A 20,267-nucleotide genomic window follows, 5' to 3' on the forward strand; every position below is an offset into this window, starting at 1 on the left:
GCACCGGTCCGCTGCCGATCAAAGTGTCATATGCGCCGAACTTCCGGCGCTTTCACCCTGTTACGCGCTAAGCAACCGACGCTCCAGCGCCGTTTGCAGGTCTTCGAATTTCACCGGCTTGTTCAGGTAATCGATGCGCGTGCCCGGTGCGCAATGCTCGCGATCCGTGCCCAGGGCCAGCATGAACACCGGCAGATTGGCGCAGCCGGGCAACCCATGAATCTGGCAGCACAACGAGGCCCCTTCGTGGCTGGGCAACTGGCAATCGATCAGCACCGCATCGAAGGCCTCGCGCTGCAGATAATCCAGCGCCGCCGCGCCGTTGTCCGCCGTGCGTACGCGGAACCCCAGTTTGAGCAGCATGCCGCGCATCACCAGTTGGTTGACGCTGTTGTCATCCACCAGCAACACCGTGCAATCCTGCGGCGCACGGCTGCGCTCGTGCAGCGCGTCCGCGGTTGGCGCCGCTTCGACTTCCGGCAGCTCGAACTCGACATCCAGTTGAAAACGGCTGCCGCTGCCAGGTTGGGAGCGGTGCGTGAGCTTGCCGCCGAGCAGTTCCACCAGTTGCCGACAGATCGCCAGCCCCACGCCCAGCCCACCGTATTCGCGGGTCATCGAACCATCGAGCTGGAAGAAGCGCTGATACATCGTCGCCTCGCCCAGATCGGTGAAACCGATGCCGGTGTCGATCACCGCAAACGACAGCGCCAAGCGATTGCCCGCCGACGGTTTGCCGGTCACTCGCAGCGCGAGACCACCGACCCGGGTGAACTTGATCGCGTTGTCCAGCAGGCACTCCAGGCACTGCGCCAGTTTGGCGCTGTCGCCGTGCAAGCGATCCGGCAGGGTCGGCAGTACCTCGACCTTGAAGTCCAGCGACTTGCTCGCCGCGTTGCCATCGAACTGCACGCGCAAGGCCTCGACCACCGCGCGCAGGCTGAAGCTGCCCGGCGTCGCCTTGAGCTTGCCGGCCTGCAGTTCGGTGAGGGTGAGGATGCCGTTGACCATGCGCATCATGTCCCGGGCGGAACCGGCGGCGGTTTGCTGGTATTGCTCCAGTTCAGGTTCCAGCTCGACGGTCTGCATCAGCTCCAGCGAACCGATCACGCCGTTCATCGGCGTGCGCAATTCGTGGGTCAGCGTCGCAAGGAATTCATCCTTGAGCTTGTTGCTGTGGGCCAGTTGCTGGTTGAGCACTTCAAGTTTCTGCCCGGCATCGAACAGAGTCTGCGCCTGTTGCTCGCGCATCGCGTTGATGCGGTCGGCCAGCGCCAGCGACAGCAGCGCCACTTCGATCGCCGAACCGATCTGGCTGGCGTACATGGTCAGGAACACGTTCGGCAGCAGGCCGAGCACCATCAGCGTATTGACGATGCCGCCGAGCAGGAATGCCGACCAGGCAATGATGAAATAACGCGCCACCCGCAAGCCGCGCCACCAGGCGAGAATCCCGGCGGCGAAGATCACCACGGTGAACACCAGCGCCAACAGGGTCGCCAGGCGCAGCGACAAGGCGTAACTGGTCATCAGCGACAGCCCGACCACCAGCGCGCCGAATGCGATCAGGGCGATCAATAAATAGTCGAGCCAGCGGCTGTGGGTTCTTGTCTGCAGGAAACTGCGGGCGAACTGGCTGCCGAACAGGCCGGCGCAACCGATGAAAAATGGTGTGGCGGCGTTGGCCCACCACGGATTGTCCGGCCAGAAATACTCGACCGCCGCGCCGTTCACCGACAGTTGATAAAGGCCGAACGAAGCGATGTAGAAGATGTAATAGAGGTAACTGGTGTCGCGCACGCTCAGGTAGATGAACAGGTTGTAGACCAGCATCCCCAGCAGCACGCCATAAATGATCCCCAGCACATACAGGCGCACCGGCTGATCCTCGAGGTACGCGGTGCTCGACCATAAGGTCACCGGCGCCTGGATCGAACCCTCACTGGCCAGGCGCAGGTACACGGTGCGTTGTTGCTCCGGCTTGAACTCAAGGTCGAACAGGTAGTTGTTCTGGCGGATCTCGCGACTGGCGAACGGCAAGGCGTCGCCGGTTTGCCGGATCAGCCGGTAGTCGCCATTGGCATCGGCCATATAAAGGTCGAGGTGATCGAGCGGCGGATACGCCAGTTCCAGCAGCCAGGTGCGCTGGGCGGCCGGGTTGTTCGGACGGTAATGCAGGTCGATCTTCAGCCAGAACGCCGAGCGCGAGTAACCGGCATTGAGCGTGGCTTTGTCGTGAGGTTTGAAATTGCCCGCCGCCGCTTGAGCGCGGACGTCGGCGATGCTCGCCTGACCGCTTGGGTCCTCGAACACTTGCAATGAGCGGCCCAGGGGAAGGCTCTGGGTATTTTCGTCGAACTCGACGGCGCTTGCGAAGAGGGGCAAGCAGAACAGCAACATCAGCAAATAGCGCATTGAAGCCCCAGCGTGGCTCGTCCGGTTGTGTCAGGAAGCCCCCCATTCCCTTTGAGTAGACGTAAAACCGGTATTACCTGTTATTGGTTTGGATCCACACTAGCATAGCCGTTGATGGCCATTGAGCACCATCGAAATTTTTCCTACAAAGGCTCTAGAACGGGCGTTTCAGAGCAAAGCAGCGAGCTAGAGCTGTTGAGTTGGTCAGCTCAATCATTGCGATCCGCTTTTGTGGCGAGGGAGCTTGCTCCCGCTCGGCTGCGCAGCAGTCGTAAAACCTGTAAATGCGCGGTGCCTGAATAAATGCAGGGGGCTGCTTCGCAACCCAGCGCGAGCAAGCTCCCTCGCCACAATGATAGCTGCAGTGTTGTCCGACAATCTGCTCGCAAACACCGTCAGGACTGAACCCCAAAATCAGGTTTGGTGGTAAGCTCGCGCACCATGAATATCTACAGCTCCCGCCCCGTTGTCCTCTGTCTCTCCGGCCACGACCCCAGTGGTGGCGCCGGCTTGCAGGCAGATATCGAAGCCCTGCTCGCGCAGGGTTGCCATGCGGCTCCGGCCGTCACCGCCCTGACCGTGCAAGACACCGTCAACGTCACTGACTTCCGCGTCCTCGACCGTGAGTGGGTACTGGCCCAGGCCAATGCCGTGCTCAACGACTCCGAAGTCGCTGCGGTCAAACTGGGCATGCTCGGTTCGTTGGAAATGGTCGACACCGTTGTCGAACTGCTTTCGGCGCACCCGCACCTGCCAGTGGTCTGCGACCCGGTGCTGCGTGCCGGCGGCGGCGGACGCCTGGGCAAGGATGAAGTCGGTTATGCGATGCGCGAGCGTCTGCTGCCGCTGTCGATCATTGCCACCCCCAACCTTCCCGAAGCGCGGATTCTCGCCGAATTGCCCGAAGGCACGGCGGACGAGTGCGCGGAAAAACTCTTGCCGTTCGTCAAAAACCTGCTGATCACCGGCGGCCATGGCGACGAAACTGAAATCCACAATCGCCTGTACAGCCGTGACGGCCTGCGTGAAACCTTCTATTGCCAGCGTTTGCCGGGCAGTTATCACGGTTCCGGCTGCACATTGGCCAGCGCCCTCGCCGGTCGGCTGGCCCAGGGTGAAAACCTTGCCAGCGCCGTGCGTACCGCACTGGATTACACCTGGCGCACCCTGCGCGACGCCGAACAACTGGGCAAAGGCCAGTTTGTGCCGCGTCGCCTGCCGCTGGATTTTTGCTCGTAACGTCGTGAGGTCTGCCTGATGAAACTCCGTGGCCTGTACGCCATCACCGACAGCCAATTGCTGGCGGGCAAGTTTCTGTCGTACGTGGAGGCGGCGCTGGAAGGCGGCGTCACCCTGCTGCAATACCGCGACAAAAGCAGCGACGAGGCCCGCCGTCTGCGCGAGGCCGAAGCGCTGCGTAACCTGTGCGAGCGCTACAAGACGCAGTTGATCATCAACGATGACGCCGAGCTGGCCGCACGCCTCAACGTCGGCGTGCACCTGGGGCAGACCGACGGCCCGCTGTCGCCGACCCGCGCCCTGCTCGGCTCCAAGGCCATCATCGGTTCGACCTGCCACGCGCAGCTCGAACTGGCTGAACAGGCCGCCAAGGAAGGCGCGAGTTATGTCGCCTTCGGCCGCTTCTTCAATTCCAACACCAAACCCGGCGCGCCAAGCTGCAGCCTCGATCTGCTCGACGAGGCCAAACGCAAGCTGCACCTGCCGGTCTGCGCGATTGGCGGCATCACCCTCGACAACGCCGCGCCGCTGGTGGCCCATGGGGTCGACCTGCTGGCGGTGGTCCACGGCTTGTTCGGTGCAGAGAGCACCGCCGAAGTGACCCGCCGCGCCCGCGCCTTCAACGAACTTCTGAAAATCTGATTTGAGAGCCCGATCATGTCTCGTTCCGAAACCCTGTTTGCCAATGCCCAGAAACACATTCCCGGTGGCGTGAACTCGCCGGTTCGCGCGTTCAAGAGCGTGGGCGGCACACCGCTGTTCTTCAAGCATGCCGAAGGCGCCTACGTCACCGACGAAGACGACAAGCGCTATGTGGATTACGTCGGTTCGTGGGGGCCGATGATCCTCGGCCACAGCCACCCGGATGTGCTCGACGCGGTGCGCAATCAGCTGCAACACGGCCTGTCCTACGGCGCGCCGACCGCGATGGAAACCGAGATGGCCGATCTGGTCTGCTCGCTGGTGCCGTCGATGGACATGGTGCGCATGGTCAGCTCCGGCACCGAAGCGACCATGAGCGCGATTCGTCTGGCCCGTGGTTACACCGGTCGGGACAGCATCATCAAGTTCGAAGGCTGCTACCACGGCCACTCCGACAGCCTGCTGGTCAAGGCCGGTTCCGGCGCGCTGACCCAAGGTGTGCCGAGCTCCGCCGGTGTACCGGCAGCGTTCGCCAAACACACCCTGACCCTGCCGTTCAACGACATCGACGCAGTGGAAAAGATGCTCGCCGAAGTCGGTCAGGACGTCGCCTGCATCATCGTCGAGCCAGTCGCGGGCAACATGAACTGCGTACCGCCGGCGCCGGGTTTCCTCGAAGGCCTGCGTGCGCTGTGCGACAAGCATGGCGTGGTACTGATTTTCGACGAAGTGATGACCGGTTTCCGCGTTGCCCTCGGCGGCGCCCAGGCGCACTACGGCGTGACCCCGGATCTGACCACGTTCGGCAAGATCATCGGTGGCGGCATGCCGGTCGGCTGCTTCGGCGGCAAGCGTGAAATCATGGAGCGCATCGCGCCGCTGGGTCCGGTGTACCAGGCCGGCACCCTGTCGGGTAACCCACTGGCGATGGCCGCCGGTCTGACCACCCTGCGTCTGATCAGCCGTCCGGGGTTCCACGCCGAACTGACCGACTACACCACGCGCCTGCTCGACGGCCTGCAACAACGCGCCGATGCGGCGGGCATTCCGTTCGTGACCACGCAAGCGGGTGGCATGTTCGGCCTGTACTTCAGCGGCGCCGACGACATCGTCACCTTTGAAGACGTGATGGCCAGCGACGCGGCACTGTTCGGTCGCTTCTTCCATCTGATGCTGGAAGGTGGCGTGTACCTGGCGCCGAGTGCATTCGAAGCTGGTTTCACCTCGATCGCCCACGGCGAAGCCGAGCTGAAAATCACCCTGGACGCTGCCGAACGCGCCTTCGCTGCATTGAAGTAATCGCCGTACCGCTGACGTTGGCCATGGCCAGCGTCAGCTTTTACCTACACCCACGCCGTTTTTCCCACGCCTCTGCTAAAAATCCGCCAGAAAGTGGGCGATATATTCCCCGCGCAGCAGAAAAACGAGTAAAGACTTTGTAAGGTTGGCCCCGCTTATTTCATAATGCGCGCTTATTGGATCCCTCGATGGGTCCGCGTGCCCTTCAGAGGTAAGTCGATTCCCATGAACCGCACCGGCCGCACCCTTGCCTTGGGCTGCCTGTTGCTCCTTCAGCCCCTGCTCGCGCATGCACAAGCAGGCGGCAACTCGTTGTTGATCCCGGCGATGGGTCGTTGCACCCTCAATACTCAGCCGCAAGACGTCACGCAGGCACTGGCTGCCTGCCAGAAAGCGGCGGATGAAGGGGATGCGCAAGCGCAATACGAGTTGGGTGAGTTCTACTACGACGGCAAGAATGCGCCGCGCGACCTCAATCAAGCCCTGAGCTATTTCGAAAAGGCCTCGTTGCAAGGCCATGCTCAGGCACAGTTCAAGCTCGGCACCATGTTCTTCCACGGCGAAGGCGTGCAGGCCAACAACATTCAGGCGTACATCGTGCTGAAGATGGCCGCGGTCAACGGCGCCGAAGATGCGCTGGACACCGCCGACGAGGTCTCGGAAAAAATGTCCCGCGAAGACCTCGAAACCGCGACCCAGGTGCTCGGGCAAATTTTCCGTAAATACCTGATGGAACTGCAGAGCGCGGATGGGCGTACGCCGTTTTCGCCGCTTCCCTGATTTTTGCGCCGACCTTTCCGGCCCCTTCGCGAGCAAGCTCGCTCCCACAGTAGATCTCCAGTGTTCAGAAGATCCCCTGTGGGAGCGACGGTGCGACGATTCGACTTGCTCGCGAATGAGACGACTCGGTTTTGCGGCTTACTTCTCAGGCATCGGCATCGGAAACGGCATCACATTGCCGACCGCGCCACGGGCTTCGCTGATTTTCGGGGTGCCCAGACGCTCCACCTCGTCGATGCGCACGATCGAATGCATCGGCACAAAGCTGCGCACCACGCCTTCGAACTGCGCCTTGAGCTTCTCTTCGCTCGGATCGACGACCACTTGCGTGCGCTCGCCAAAGACGAACTCTTCCACTTCCAGAAAACCCCACAGATCACTTTGATAGATCTGCTTGGCGTACATTTCGAACACCTGGCCCTGGTTGAGGAAAATCACCTTGTAGATTGGAGCTTCGCGTTTGGTCATGGCGGGGGGATAACATCGGGGATAAAAATGAGGGCGCAAACTATAGCATAGCCGCCGGACGCACAGCGGTAGGAACCTGAGGGCTTGTTCCCTATAATGCGCGGTTCTTTGAATCAGGTGACGACCCTACTCCATGGCCAAGAAGCTTTACATCGAAACCCACGGTTGCCAGATGAACGAGTACGACAGCTCGCGCATGGTCGATCTGCTGGGCGAACATCAGGCCCTGGAAGTCACCGCGCGTGCGGAAGACGCCGACGTGATTCTGCTCAACACCTGCTCGATCCGCGAACGCGCCCAGGATCGGGTGTACTCGCAACTCGGCCGCTGGCGCGAACTGAAACTGGCCAACCCGGACATGGTGATCGCCGTCGGTGGTTGCGTGGCCAGCCAGGAAGGCGCGGCGATCCGTGATCGCGCCCCGTATGTCGACGTGGTCTTCGGCCCGCAGACCCTGCACCGTCTGCCGGAAATGATCGACGCCGCACGCAGCAGCAAGTTGCCGCAAGTCGACGTCTCGTTCCCGGAAATCGAAAAATTCGACCACCTGCCCGAGCCGCGCATCGATGGACCGAGCGCCTACGTGTCGGTGATGGAAGGTTGCAGCAAGTACTGCACATTCTGCGTGGTGCCCTACACCCGTGGCGAAGAAGTCAGCCGGCCGTTCGATGACGTGATTGCCGAGATCATCCACCTCGCGGAAAACGGCGTGCGTGAAGTGACCTTGCTCGGGCAGAACGTCAACGGCTATCGCGGCCTGACCCACGACGGGCGCCTGGCCGATCTGGCCGAGCTGATCCGTGTGGTCGCTGCCGTCGATGGCATCGACCGCATTCGCTACACCACTTCGCACCCGCTGGAGTTCTCCGACAGCCTGATCCAGGCCCACGCCGAAGTGCCGGAGCTGGTCAAACACCTGCACTTGCCGGTGCAGTCGGGTTCCGACCGGATCCTCGCGGCGATGAAGCGCAACCACACGGCGCTGGAGTACAAGTCCAAACTGCGCAAACTGCGCGCTGCGGTGCCGGGGATCTGCATCAGCTCGGACTTCATCGTCGGCTTCCCCGGCGAGACCGAAAAAGATTTCGAGCAGACCATGAAGCTGATTGCCGACGTCGGTTTCGACTTCTCCTATTCCTTCGTCTACAGCCAGCGCCCGGGCACCCCGGCGGCCGATCTGGCCGACGACACCCCGGAAGAGCTGAAAAAAGAACGCCTGAACGCCTTGCAGCATCGTTTGAATCAGCAAGGGTTCGAGATCAGCCGACAAATGGTCGGCTCGATCCAGCGCATTCTAGTCACCGACTATTCGAAGAAGGACCCGGGCGAGCTGCAAGGGCGCACCGAGAATAATCGTATCGTCAACTTCCGCTGCGATAATCCGACCCTGATCGGCCAGTTCGCCGATGTGCACATAGACGCGGCGCAACCGCACTCGCTGCGCGGCTCGCTGGTCCAGTAAACGTAAGGCGTCAAAGTGCCTCTGTGGCGAGGGAGCTTGCTCCCGCTCGGTTGCGAAGCAGCCGCAAACCAGACACCTCGATCATCCTGAATGATCGAGGCTGGAGGACTTGGGAGCGCTGCGCACTCCAGCGGGAGCAAGCTCCCTCGCCACAGTTATCCAGTGAGACCGTTTTAAGAGCTTTCGCACCCACGCCACTGGCGTTATCCTTGATTTCATCTTAATTGCCCCAGGGCGGCTAAATACGACCTTGAACGCACCCATAGAACCACATCGTTTTATCCTCGAGCCCTTTGAGGCTCGCCGCTTCGCCAATCTGTGCGGGCAATTCGACGAGCACCTGCGCTTGATCGAACAACGCCTAGCCATCGAGATCCGCAATCGCGGAAACCAGTTCGAGCTGATCGGCGACCCCAAGCACACCACGTCTGCGGAAAACCTGCTGCGCCGCCTGTACCGCGAAACCAAGGGTACCGAGCTGTCGCCGGACATGGTGCACCTGTTCCTCCAGGAATCGGCCGTCGTCGAACTGGACAACCACGCCCCCGCCGAAGCCTCCGTCGCCCTGCGCACCAAGAAAGGCATGATTCGCCCACGTGGCTTGAATCAGCTGCGCTACGTGAAGGAAATCCTCGGCAACGACATCAACTTCGGCATCGGTCCGGCCGGTACCGGCAAGACCTATCTGGCCGTGGCTTGCGCCGTTGATGCCCTGGAGCGCGAGCAGATCCGCCGCATCCTGCTGGTGCGTCCGGCGGTTGAAGCGGGTGAAAAACTCGGCTTTTTGCCCGGCGACCTGAGTCAGAAGATCGACCCGTACCTGCGCCCGCTGTACGACGCGCTGTACGAAATGCTCGGCTTCGAATACGTGGCCAAGCTGATCGAACGTCAGGTGATCGAAGTCGCGCCGCTGGCCTACATGCGCGGTCGGACGCTGAACAACAGCTTCATCATTCTCGACGAAAGCCAGAACACCACCGTCGAACAGATGAAAATGTTCCTGACCCGGATCGGCTTTGGGTCCACCGCCGTCATCACCGGCGACATCACCCAGGTCGACCTGCCGCGCGGCACCAAGTCCGGGCTGCACCATGTGATCGAAGTGCTCAAGGACGTTCCGGGCATCAGCTTCACGCACTTCCAGCCCAAAGACGTTGTGCGTCACCCGTTGGTGCAGCGGATCGTCGAGGCCTACGAGCGCTTCGAGACCCGTGCCGAAGCCGCCAAGGAAACCTCGCGCGATGCTTGAGCTGGATCTGCAAATCGCTACCGAAGCGAACGCCCCGAGTGAAGCCGACTTCCGCGAATGGTGCGAATTGGCCCTGCGCCAGCGCACCGCCGACTCGGAAATGACCATTCGCCTGGTCGACGAGGAAGAAGGTCGCGAACTCAATCACACCTGGCGCCACAAGGATTACGCGACCAACGTTCTGTCGTTCCCGGCCGAAGTCCCGGACGAGTTTCTCGACATCCCGCTGCTCGGCGATCTGGTGATCTGCGTGGCTGTGGTCGAACGCGAAGCTGCCGAACAAGGCAAGGAACTCCAGGCCCATTGGGCACATCTAGTCATTCACGGCTGCTTGCATCTGCTCGGTTACGACCATATAGATGACGACGAAGCCGAAGAAATGGAAGCACTGGAGCGCGAGTTGCTTGCCGAACTCGGCTATCCCGATCCGTACGCGGACGACGAAGCCGAAACCTCCCCTATCGTTACAACAAAGGATTCAGAGTAATCGCTATGAGCGAAGATCGATCGAGCAACGGGCAGAAGTCATGGCTGGGTAAACTGACCCAGGCTTTTGCCCACGAGCCGAAGAACCGTCAGGAGCTGCTTGAGCTGCTGCGTGATGCACATCAGAACAAACTGCTGGACAGCGAAGCGCTGGCCATCGTCGAAGGCGCCATTCAGGTGGCTGACCTGCAAGTACGCGACATCATGGTCCCGCGCTCGCAGATGATCAGCATCAAGGCGACTCAGACCCCTCGTGAATTCCTGCCGGCCGTGCTCGACTCGGCCCACTCGCGCTACCCGGTCATCGGCGAAAGCCACGACGACGTGATGGGCGTGCTGCTGGCCAAGGATCTGCTGCCGCTGATCCTCAAGGAGAACGGCGACAGCTTCAACATCAAGGACCTGCTGCGCCCGGCTACGTTCGTGCCGGAGTCCAAGCGTCTGAATGTGTTGCTGCGTGAATTCCGCGCCAACCACAACCACATGGCCATCGTCATCGACGAGTACGGCGGCGTGGCCGGTCTGGTGACGATTGAAGACGTGCTGGAGCAGATCGTCGGCGACATCGAAGACGAGCACGACGTCGAAGAAGACAGCTACATCAAACCACTGCCCAGCGGTGACTTCCTGATCAAGGCCCTGACGCCGATCGAGAACTTCAACGAGTTCTTCGACAGCGAATTCTCCGACGACGAGTTCGACACCGTTGGCGGTCTGGTGATGAGCGCGTTCGGGCACTTGCCAAAACGCAACGAAATCACTGAAATCGGCGCCTATCGTTTCCGCATCCTGAACGCCGACAGCCGTCGGATTCATTTGCTGCGACTGACCCCTATCGCCCGGTAAGAAATCTAAGGACTGAAATGCGCTGGACAACCCGCCCCGGCTGGCCCGGTAACCTGCTGGCCGTGGCGGCCGGTGCAATCACCACCTTCGCCCTGGCCCCGTTCAACATCTGGCCGCTGGCTTTGCTCGCGGTCGGCCTGTTCTATGCCGGCCTGCGCGAGCTGAAGCCGCGTCAGGCACTGGGCCGTGGCTGGTGTTTCGGTTTCGGCCTGTTCGGCGCGGGGACCAGCTGGATCTACTACAGCATTCATCATTTCGGTGGCGCCTCGGTGCTGCTGGCCGGGTTCCTGATGCTGCTGTTCACCGCAGCGATCGCGCTGTTCTTCGCCCTGCCCGCGTGGGTCTGGGCACGCTGGTTGCGCCGCAACGAGGCGCCGCTGGCCGATGCGCTGGCGTTTGCCGCACTGTGGGTCGGTCAGGAAGCGTTTCGCGGCTGGTTCCTCACCGGTTTCCCGTGGCTCTACTCCGGTTACAGCCAGCTCGACGGCCCATTGGCCGGGCTCGCGCCGATCGGTGGCATGTGGCTGGTGTCCTTCGTTCTGGCACTGACTGCCGCGCTGACCTGCAACGCACCGCGTCTGCTGCAATCCGGTCGCAAAGGTTTTATCGCGGCCGGTTTGGTGTTGCTGGTCGGACCTTGGGTGGCGGGCATTGCGCTCAAGGGTCACGCCTGGACCAGTCCGGCCGGTGCACCGCTGACTGTCGCGGCGATTCAGGGCAACGTCGAACAAAGCATGAAATGGGATCCGGCGCAGCTCAACGCGCAACTGGCGCTGTACCGCGACCTGAGTTTCCGCTCAAAACCGGTGGACCTGCTGATCTGGCCGGAAACCGCGGTACCCGTGCTCAAGGAGTCCGCCGAGGGCTACTTGAACATGATGGGCAACTTCGCCGCCGAGCGTAAATCGGCGCTGATCACCGGCGTGCCGATCCGCGAGACGGTGCGCCACGAAAAACGCTTCTTCAACGGCATCACCGTGGTCGGCGAAGGCGATGGCACCTATCTCAAACAGAAATTGGTGCCGTTCGGTGAGTACGTGCCGCTGCAGGATCTGCTGCGCGGTTTGATTGCGTTCTTTGACTTGCCGATGTCCGACTTCGCTCGCGGCCCGGCGGATCAGCCGTTGCTGCAGGCCAAGGGTTATCAGATCGCGCCGTTCATCTGCTACGAAGTGGTGTACCCGGAGTTCGCCGCCGGTTTGTCGGCACGCAGCGATCTGCTGCTGACGATCAGCAACGACACCTGGTTCGGCACCTCGATCGGCCCGTTGCAGCACCTGCAAATGGCGCAGATGCGCGCACTTGAGGCGGGCCGCTGGATGATCCGTGCTACGAACAACGGCGTGACCGGACTGATCAACCCGTTCGGGCAGATCACCGAGCAGATTCCGCAGTTCGAGCAGGGCATTCTGTATGGCGAAGTGGTGCCGATGCACAACCTGACGCCGTACCTTGAATGGCGTTCGTGGCCGCTGATTATTCTGTGCGTGCTGCTGTTTGGCTGGGCACTGATGGCGAGCCGGATGTCGAAAACCCTTTAAAAGCGATCCATAAACACTGTGGTGAGGGGATTTATCCCCGATCGATGACGCAGTCATCGCAAATCCATTGCACTCGATTTACCTGAAAGACCGAGATGCAGGTTTTGGGGCGGCTTCGCCACCCATCGGGGATAAATCCCCTCGCCACGGAAGCCCTCTCAAAACAGTGCTCTTAGCGGTAAAACAGCGAATACCCCACCTGCCCCACCGCCTCATTCAGCAACTGTCCGCTCTGCCAGATCGACTTGAACTCCGGCAGCCAGCCACCAAACGGTCGTGCATTGTCGGTCCCGAGAAACCCTACGGGTGCCGGTACCACTTCAAACCCTGCCTGCTGAAAACACCAGACGGCGCGCGGCATATGCCAGGCCTGGGTCACCACCACGACGCGTTTGATCCCCTGTGGCAGCAACATATCGGCGCTGAATTTGGCGTTCTCCCATGTGGTACGGCTCTCGCCCTCCTGCCAACGCGTGGTCACGCCGAAATCATCGCGCAGCGAATCGGCCATCAGCTTCGCTTCCGTCGGCGGTGTACCGTAATGCAAACCACCACTGGTCAGGATCGGCAAGCCGGACGCCTTGGCCAGCCGCGCCGCATAGCGCTGACGCTCCAGTCCAACGCCGGTCGGCTGATCCTCGCCCCAGGCCAGATCGCCGCGCTCACGCCCGGAACCCAATACCACGATGGCGTCAGCCCGCTGCGCCAGCATCGACCACGCGTCACGGGGCAGCGGCAGCTCACGCTCCAGCGCCTTGGCGCCCCACTGCACCACCACTGGCAGGCTCATCAGCCAGAAACCACCCAGACCAATGGCGAAACACGCAGCGGCCAGCCGCGGACGGGAGCGGCGCAGCCACCAGGCGACCAACAACAGCAGCAAAAGAATGCCGGGCGGCAATAAAAGTTGTTTGATGAAGTAACGAAAAGGCATCGGGGCATCTCCAGAGATGCCCGAAGCCTAAGAGTGTTAATAGAGCGTTACAACCGATAGGGTGGGATCCTGTTGAAAAAGATCCGTTTCCTGCTGCCTTGCGCTTACTTGGCCTGCAAAGAGCGAACCTTGACGGTGTCTTTGCCGGGCGCCTTGTCCTTGAGCCAGATGACCTTGGCCGATTGTGGTGCATCGAGCTGCTTCACTGCCTGTGACAAGCTTCCATGCGTTTCACGTTCACAGCGATCCAGATAGGCCTTGACCAGTTTGAACTCGGCGGGGCTCAAGCCACGCAATTCCAGTTCCAGGGGGCGCTCGTCGCGCAGCCGGCCAGCGGTTTTGGCAGCGTCGAGGGCCATGCCCAGACGATCCATCAACCGTTCGTACAACTCGGGTTTCGTCACGTTTTTTTGCCGTTGCTCCACCATCCCTCACCTCATTGAAGATAAGACTCACTCCCCAATAAGAGCTTAGCTTCGCTGCACAAACCGGCTGAACGCCGCGACCAACGGCCCTCGCCACGGTTTTCCGGGGCCAGACAGCTGTAATCAGGGTTTCCCTAGGCCAAGCGCGGTCATGTATGCTACGGCGCTTCCTGTCATTCCACTTCCAGCTTGTCCGGAGCATCCCCGGAGGGCGCGTTGAAGAGGATTAGGCCACCCCTATCCAGTACAAAAGTAGCCATGCACGAACAATATCAGCCCCGTGAAATCGAAGCCGCCGCCCAGTCGTTCTGGGACGAGCAAAAGTCCTTTGAAGTCAGTGAACAGCCAGGCAAGGAGACCTACTACTGCCTGTCGATGTTCCCTTACCCCAGCGGCAAGCTACACATGGGGCACGTGCGCAACTACACCATCGGCGACGTGATCTCCCGCTACCAGCGCATGCAAGGCAAGAACGTTCTGCAACCGATGGGTTGGGACGCCTTCGGCATGCCGGCGGAAAACGCCGCGATGAAGAACAACGTGGCACCCGCCAAGTGGACCTACGAAAACATCGCCTACATGAAGTCCCAGCTGCGCAGCCTGGGTCTGGCGGTGGACTGGTCCCGTGAAGTGACCACCTGCAAACCGGATTACTACCGTTGGGAACAATGGCTGTTCACCCGTCTGTTCGAAAAAGGTGTGATCTACCGCAAGAACGGCACCGTGAACTGGGACCCGGTCGACCAGACCGTACTGGCCAACGAGCAGGTGATCGACGGCCGCGGCTGGCGTTCCGGCGCGCTGATCGAAAAGCGCGAAATCCCGATGTACTACTTCAAGATCACCGCCTACGCGGATGAGCTGCTGGAGAGCCTCGACGAACTGACTGGCTGGCCGGAACAGGTCAAGACCATGCAGCGCAACTGGATCGGCAAGTCCCGCGGCATGGAAGTGCAGTTCCCGTACAACGTCGACTCGATCGGCGAAGCAGGCACCCTCAAGGTCTTCACCACCCGTCCGGACACCCTGATGGGCGCAACCTACGTTGCCGTGGCTGCCGAACACCCGCTGGCCACCCAGGCCGCGCAGAACAATCCTGAGCTGCAAGCGTTCATCGCCGAATGCAAGGGCGGCAGCGTCGCTGAAGCCGACGTCGCCACTCAAGAGAAGAAAGGCCTGCCGACCGGCCTGTTCGTCGAACATCCGCTGACCGGTGAAAAACTCCCGGTATGGGTCGCCAACTACGTGCTGATGCACTACGGCGACGGCGCGGTGATGGCGGTGCCGGCGCACGACGAGCGCGATTTCGAATTCGCCCACAAGTACAACCTGCCGGTCAAATCGGTGGTACGCACCAGCTCCGGTGACACCAACCCGGCTCCGTGGCAAGACGCCTACGGCGAGCACGGCACGCTGATCAACTCCGGCGAGTTCGACGGTCTGGACTTCGCTGGCGCGTTCGATGCCATGGAAGTTGCACTGATCAAGAAAAACCTCGGCGCCTCGCGCACCCAGTTCCGCCTGCGCGACTGGGGCATCAGCCGTCAGCGCTACTGGGGCTGCCCGATCCCGATCATTCACTGCGCCACTTGCGGTGACGTGCCGGTGCCGGAAGACCAGTTGCCGGTGGTTCTGCCGGAAGACGTGGTGCCGGACGGCGCCGGTTCGCCGCTGGCGCGCATGCCGGAATTCTACGAGTGCAGTTGCCCGAAATGCGGCCAGCCTGCCAAGCGTGAAACCGACACCATGGACACCTTCGTCGAGTCGTCCTGGTACTACGCCCGCTACGCTTCGCCGCACTTCGAAGGTGGCCTGGTGGAAAAATCCGCGGCTGACCACTGGCTGCCGGTGGATCAGTACATCGGCGGTATCGAACACGCGATTCTGCACCTGCTGTACGCGCGTTTCTTCCACAAGCTGATGCGTGACGAAGGCCTGGTCAGCTCCAACGAGCCGTTCAAGAACCTGCTGACCCAGGGCATGGTGATCGCCGAGACTTACTACCGTCGCGAAGCCAACGGTGCCTACACCTGGTTCAACCCGGCGGACGTGGAACTCGAGCGTGACAGCAAGGCCAAGGTCATCAGCGCCAAACTGAAATCCGACGGCCTGCCGGTGGAAATCGGTGGCACCGAGAAAATGGCCAAGTCCAAGAACAACGGCGTCGACCCACAGTCGATGATCGATCAGTTCGGCGCCGACACCTGCCGCCTGTTCATGATGTTCGCTTCGCCGCCGGACATGAGCGCCGAATGGTCCGACTCCGGCGTGGAAGGCTCGCACCGTTTCCTCAAGCGCGTCTGGCGTCTGGCTCAGGCCCACGTCACCCAGGGCCTGCCGGGCAAACTGGACATCGCCGGCCTGAACGACGAGCAAAAAGCCGTGCGCCGCGCCATCCACCTGGCCATCAAGCAGGCCAGCCACGACGTCGGCCAGAACCACAAATTCAACACCGCCATCGCTCAGGTGATGACGCTGATGAACGTGCTGGAAAAAGCCGCGCAAGGCACCGAGCAGGATCGCGCACTGATTCACGAAGGCCTGGAAGCCGTTACGCTGCTGCTGGCTCCGATCACGCCGCACATCAGCCATGAGCTGTGGAATCAATTGGGCCACGCTGACCCGGTGATCGATGCTGGCTGGCCAGCGGTCGATGAAAGCGCCCTGGTGCAGGACAGCCTGCAACTGGTCATTCAAGTGAACGGCAAGCTGCGTGGCCAGATCGAAATGCCGGCCAGCGCCACTCGCGAGGAAGTCGAAGCAGCAGCCCGCGCCAACGAAAACGTGCTGCGTTTCGTCGACGGTCTGACCATTCGCAAAGTGATCGTTGTACCGGGGAAACTGGTCAACATCGTCGCCAGCTAAATTGGATTGGGCGTCAGGTTCGCCTGACGCACTGTAAAACCTTTCGGGCCGCAAGGTCGGCCCACATGGTTTCAAGGGGAGCAACACAATGATCAAACGCAATCTGCTGGTGATGGGCCTCGCTGTTCTGCTGAGCGCCTGCGGTTTCCAGCTGCGTGGCACTGGCACCACCGAACTGGCAATCAAGGAACTCGACCTGAGCGCCCGTAACGCCTATGGCGATACCGTCACCCAGCTGCGTCAGGTGCTGGAGTCCAGCGGCGTCAAGGTCTACAGCGGTGCACCGTACAAGCTGTATCTGGCTGACGAGCAGGAAAACCAGCGCATCCTCAGCTACGCCGGCGCCGGCCGTACTGGCGAATACCAGGTCAACACCGTGCTGAACTACAACATCGTGGGCGAACACAATCTGAACCTGCTGAGCGACAAGCTTGAAGTGCAGAAGGTGTTCATTCACGACGGCAACAACCTGGTCGGCTCCGATCAGGAAGCTAACGACGCCCGCACTGAAACCCGCCGTGAACTGGTTCAGCGCATGATGCTGCGCCTGCAACAGCTGACTCCGGGTCAACTGGAGAAACTGCAGCAAGCGGCCAACGACCGCGCCCGGGCCGAAGCCGACGCGCTGAAGGCGGCACAGAAGGCTGAAGCGGAAACGCCGCGTCAGTCGCCGCTCGAACTGCCGCAGCAGTAAGACGTACGGGGCGCTCAGGCGCCCCGTACGCCCTCTCTTATGAAGCTCGCTCCCGCTCAACTCGGCAAACACCTGCAAGGCGCTCTTGCGCCCGTCTATATCATCAGCGGCGATGACCCGCTGTTGTGCCAGGAGGCCGCCGACGCCATCCGCAGCGCCGCCCGGCAGCAAGGTTTCGACGAACGCCAGGTGTTCGCCGCCGATGCCAATTTCGATTGGGGTACCTTGCTGCAGGCCGGCGCCAGCATGTCGTTGTTCGCTGAAAAGCGCCTGCTGGAGCTGCGTTTGCCTTCGGGCAAACCCGGTGACAAGGGTGCTGCCGCACTGATCGAATACTGCTCGCGCCCCGCCGAAGACACTGTGCTGCTGATCAGCCTGCCCAAGCTCGATGGCAGTGCGCAGAAGACCAAGTGGGGCAAGGCGCTGGTCGAAGGCCAGCAGACCCAGTTCATTCAGATCTGGCCGGTGGATGCCAATCAGCTGCCGAGCTGGATTCGCCAACGCCTCTCGCAGGCCGGATTGTCGGCCAGCCAGGACGCGGTTGAACTGATCGCCGCGCGCGTCGAGGGCAACCTGCTCGCCGCCGCGCAGGAAATCGAAAAGCTCAAGCTGATGGCCGAAGGTGGGCAGATCACCGTCGAAACCGTGCAGGCCGCGGTGGCCGACAGTGCGCGCTTCGACGTGTTCGGCCTGACCGACGCCGTGCTCAACGGTGAACCGGCCCACGCCTTGCGCATGCTCGAAGGCCTGCGCGGTGAGGGTGTCGAGCCTCCGGTGATTCTCTGGGCGCTGGCGCGGGAGTTGCGCCTGCTGGCCAATATCTCGCTGCAGTACAGCCAGGGCACGCCGCTGGACAAGTGCTTCAGCCAGGCGAAACCACCGGTCTGGGACAAGCGCAAACCGCTGATGAGCAAAGCCCTGCAACGCTATTCGGCACAACGCTGGGCGCAGTTGCTGCTCGAAGCCCAGCGCATCGATGCGCAGATCAAGGGACAAGCCGCCGGTTCGCCGTGGATGAGCCTGAGCCGGTTGGCGTTGTTGATGTCCGGCCAGCGTCTTTCACTGCCCGCCGAGTAAGACGTTCAACCGCATAACGCCCTTTCGCGAGCAAGCCCGCTCCCACAGTCGACCGAGTTCTATCATGTGAATGCGATCGACTGTGGGAGCGGGCTTGCTCGCGAAGGCGTCGGAATGTTCCTACGCAATAGAGACTGGACAGACGCACGGCTTCGGCAGATTATTTCCCCCGCAAAAACCACTCACTCGAGAGATCCATCATGAGCAAAAAGCCATCGAAACATGGCCCGAACAAGGCCAAATCCATCATCGCCCAACCCCTGTTCCGCAGCCGCCAGGAACGACCAACCAAGGGTAAAGGCAGCTACCGCCGCGAAGCCTTCCAGTCTGATAGCTGGGAGGCTTCTTACTTTCTGGCTGCCTGAAGCACAGTACCCCCCGGTCATGTTAAGGTTTGTACCTGATTCGTATCCCCTGGAACTGTGCATGCCCTTCAGTCTTTCCCGTCGTTGGCCCGTTCGCCAACTGATCGCTGCCTCCAGCTTCATTCTGCTTGTCGCCTGCGCGGAAAAACCTACCGCCGCCGATGCGCAACCATTACAGACCGTTCCTGCCGTCACGGCCCCAGCGATCATCCCGCCGGTAGTGCCGTCCGCCGACTCTCTCGACTTGCAGCCAACCCAGACCTTTGCCGAATGGCAGGCAGGTTTCCGCAAGGATGCGCTGGCAGCCGGTATCCGTGCAGATGTGTTCGACCGCGCGTTTGCCAATGTCAGCTTCGATGCCAGCGTGATCAAAGCCGACCGCAGCCAGCCGGAATTTTCCCGTCCGGTATGGGAATACCTCGACGGCGCCCTGTCGCCGCTGCGGGTGCGCAAGGGGCAGGCGCTGATCAGTCAGTACGCCGACATCCTGCAAAGCATCGAACAGCGTTATGGCGTGGATCGCCAGGCACTGGTGTCGGTATGGGGCATGGAAAGCAACTTCGGTCAGTTCCAGGGCACCAAATCGGTGATCAATTCGCTGGCGACCCTGGCCTACGAAGGCCGTCGTCCGGGCTTTGCCCATGCGCAACTGATCGCGGCCCTGCAGATCCTGCAGCAGGGCGATATCACCCCAGAGAAAATGCTCGGCTCGTGGGCCGGTGCGATGGGCCAGACCCAGTTCATTCCGACCACCTACAACACCCACGCCGTGGATTTCGACGGTGACGGTCGCCGCGACATCTGGGGCAGCCCGGCCGATGCGCTGGCCTCTACCGCCCACTACCTGCAAAGCTCAGGCTGGCAGCGTGGTCAGCCGTGGGGCTTCGAGGTGCAACTGCCAAACGGTTTCAACTACACCCTGGCCGATGGCGCGATGCGCAAGACCGTTGCCGAATGGCGTCAACTGGGCGTGATCCTGCCCAATGGCGGTCAGGCCCCTGCCGGCTCGGAACAGCTGTCTGCCGCCCTGCTGCTGCCGGCCGGCTACCGTGGCCCGGCGTTCCTGATCCTCGATAACTTCCGGGCGATCCTCAAGTACAACAACTCGTCGTCCTATGCACTGGCGGTCAGTCTGTTGTCCGAGCGTTTCAATGGCGCAGGCCTGATCAACGGCACATGGCCGAAAGACGATCTGCCACTGAGCCGTTCCGAACGCATCGAATTGCAGAACCTGCTGAGCGCGCGTAATTACGATGCGGGCACGGCGGACGGGATTATCGGCGCCAATACCCGCAAGGCGATCCGCAGTGCCCAGCAGTCGTTTGGCTGGCCGGCGGACGGGTATCCGACGCATAAGCTGCTTGAGAGCCTGCGCTCCCAATAGAAAGATCGTCGTATGGCTGATGCCGCCTTCGCGAGCAAGCCCGCTCCCACATTGGTTCTGTGTACGACACGAATCCAATGTGGGAGCGGGCTTGCT

Annotated in this window: 18 protein-coding genes; 14 read left to right on the top strand and 4 right to left on the bottom strand. The window is 61.4% G+C overall.

What is annotated here, in order from left to right; genetic code table 11:
* Positions 1 to 60: 60 nt before the first annotated feature.
* Positions 61 to 2,415 carry a 7TM diverse intracellular signaling domain-containing protein gene (locus tag V9L13_RS16950; RefSeq protein ID WP_338800081.1) on the bottom strand — a complete coding sequence of 785 codons (2,355 nt, stop codon included), beginning with the start codon at positions 2,413 to 2,415 and terminating at the stop codon, positions 61 to 63.
* Between the two features lie 441 nt (positions 2,416 to 2,856).
* Between V9L13_RS16950 and V9L13_RS16955 the strand changes: the two genes are divergently transcribed.
* From V9L13_RS16955 to V9L13_RS16970, 4 genes are all read left to right on the top strand, one after another.
* Positions 2,857 to 3,654 (top strand): hydroxymethylpyrimidine/phosphomethylpyrimidine kinase, encoded by a 798-nt coding sequence (locus V9L13_RS16955; RefSeq protein ID WP_007960553.1) that lies wholly within the window; start codon positions 2,857 to 2,859, stop codon positions 3,652 to 3,654.
* Between the two features lie 18 nt (positions 3,655 to 3,672).
* Positions 3,673 to 4,296: a thiamine phosphate synthase gene (gene thiE, locus V9L13_RS16960; RefSeq protein ID WP_003228513.1), complete on the top strand. Its 624-nt coding sequence runs from the start codon at positions 3,673 to 3,675 to the stop codon at positions 4,294 to 4,296.
* 15 nt (positions 4,297 to 4,311) lie between these two features.
* Positions 4,312 to 5,595: a glutamate-1-semialdehyde 2,1-aminomutase gene (gene hemL / locus V9L13_RS16965; protein WP_338800082.1), complete on the top strand. Its 1,284-nt coding sequence runs from the start codon at positions 4,312 to 4,314 to the stop codon at positions 5,593 to 5,595.
* A 225-nt stretch (positions 5,596 to 5,820) separates the two neighbouring features.
* Complete coding sequence (locus V9L13_RS16970; protein WP_003228518.1) at positions 5,821 to 6,375, top strand: tetratricopeptide repeat protein; 555 nt, start codon at positions 5,821 to 5,823, stop codon at positions 6,373 to 6,375.
* A gap of 138 nt (positions 6,376 to 6,513) precedes the next feature.
* Here V9L13_RS16970 and V9L13_RS16975 read toward each other — a convergent pair whose 3' ends face one another.
* Entirely contained in the window at positions 6,514 to 6,843 is a 330-nt protein-coding gene (locus V9L13_RS16975; protein ID WP_003185742.1) for a DUF1820 family protein, read from the bottom strand.
* Positions 6,844 to 6,976: 133 nt separating this feature from the next.
* On the opposite strand from V9L13_RS16975, the gene miaB reads away from it, so the two are divergent.
* The 5 genes from miaB to lnt all read left to right on the top strand — a co-directional run bounded on the left by miaB (position 6,977) and on the right by lnt (position 12,427).
* Entirely contained in the window at positions 6,977 to 8,305 is a 1,329-nt protein-coding gene (miaB, locus tag V9L13_RS16980) for a tRNA (N6-isopentenyl adenosine(37)-C2)-methylthiotransferase MiaB (RefSeq protein WP_003228520.1), read from the top strand.
* Positions 8,306 to 8,555: 250 nt separating this feature from the next.
* Positions 8,556 to 9,554, top strand: a complete 999-nt coding sequence (locus V9L13_RS16985; RefSeq protein WP_003228522.1) for a PhoH family protein — start codon at positions 8,556 to 8,558, stop codon at positions 9,552 to 9,554.
* Entirely contained in the window at positions 9,547 to 10,041 is a 495-nt protein-coding gene (gene ybeY, locus V9L13_RS16990; protein WP_338800083.1) for an rRNA maturation RNase YbeY, read from the top strand. Before V9L13_RS16985 ends, ybeY begins: the two co-directional genes overlap by 8 nt.
* A 5-nt stretch (positions 10,042 to 10,046) precedes the next feature.
* Complete coding sequence (locus V9L13_RS16995; RefSeq protein ID WP_003228526.1) at positions 10,047 to 10,886, top strand: HlyC/CorC family transporter; 840 nt, start codon at positions 10,047 to 10,049, stop codon at positions 10,884 to 10,886.
* A 17-nt stretch (positions 10,887 to 10,903) separates the two neighbouring features.
* The gene (lnt, locus tag V9L13_RS17000; protein WP_338800084.1) at positions 10,904 to 12,427 is read left to right on the top strand and encodes an apolipoprotein N-acyltransferase; all 1,524 of its coding nucleotides are present in this window, start codon (positions 10,904 to 10,906) and stop codon (positions 12,425 to 12,427) included.
* Between the two features lie 172 nt (positions 12,428 to 12,599).
* Here the strand turns inward: lnt and V9L13_RS17005 are convergent, their stop codons facing one another.
* Both V9L13_RS17005 and V9L13_RS17010 read right to left on the bottom strand, forming a co-directional pair.
* Positions 12,600 to 13,361, bottom strand: coding sequence for a YdcF family protein (locus V9L13_RS17005; RefSeq protein WP_338800085.1), 762 nt, complete (start codon positions 13,359 to 13,361; stop codon positions 12,600 to 12,602).
* Positions 13,362 to 13,465: 104 nt separating this feature from the next.
* On the bottom strand, positions 13,466 to 13,789 hold the full coding sequence (locus tag V9L13_RS17010) for a hypothetical protein (protein ID WP_103486248.1): 324 nt from the start codon (positions 13,787 to 13,789) through the stop codon (positions 13,466 to 13,468).
* A gap of 255 nt (positions 13,790 to 14,044) precedes the next feature.
* On the opposite strand from V9L13_RS17010, the gene leuS reads away from it, so the two are divergent.
* From leuS to V9L13_RS17035, 5 genes are all read left to right on the top strand, one after another.
* Positions 14,045 to 16,651 (top strand): leucine--tRNA ligase, encoded by a 2,607-nt coding sequence (gene leuS, locus V9L13_RS17015; protein WP_003228532.1) that lies wholly within the window; start codon positions 14,045 to 14,047, stop codon positions 16,649 to 16,651.
* An 88-nt stretch (positions 16,652 to 16,739) separates the two neighbouring features.
* Positions 16,740 to 17,345, top strand: a complete 606-nt coding sequence (lptE, locus tag V9L13_RS17020; protein ID WP_338800086.1) for an LPS assembly lipoprotein LptE — start codon at positions 16,740 to 16,742, stop codon at positions 17,343 to 17,345.
* A 39-nt stretch (positions 17,346 to 17,384) separates the two neighbouring features.
* Complete coding sequence (gene holA, locus V9L13_RS17025; protein WP_003228535.1) at positions 17,385 to 18,422, top strand: DNA polymerase III subunit delta; 1,038 nt, start codon at positions 17,385 to 17,387, stop codon at positions 18,420 to 18,422.
* 200 nt (positions 18,423 to 18,622) lie between these two features.
* Entirely contained in the window at positions 18,623 to 18,787 is a 165-nt protein-coding gene (arfA, locus tag V9L13_RS17030) for an alternative ribosome rescue factor ArfA (protein WP_003228536.1), read from the top strand.
* Positions 18,788 to 18,848: 61 nt separating this feature from the next.
* Positions 18,849 to 20,171, top strand: coding sequence for a lytic murein transglycosylase (locus tag V9L13_RS17035; protein ID WP_338800087.1), 1,323 nt, complete (start codon positions 18,849 to 18,851; stop codon positions 20,169 to 20,171).
* Positions 20,172 to 20,267 lie beyond the last annotated feature (96 nt).

The sequence above is a fragment of the Pseudomonas sp. RSB 5.4 genome, assembly GCF_037126175.1.
Taxonomy (GTDB): domain Bacteria; phylum Pseudomonadota; class Gammaproteobacteria; order Pseudomonadales; family Pseudomonadaceae; genus Aquipseudomonas; species Aquipseudomonas fluorescens_H.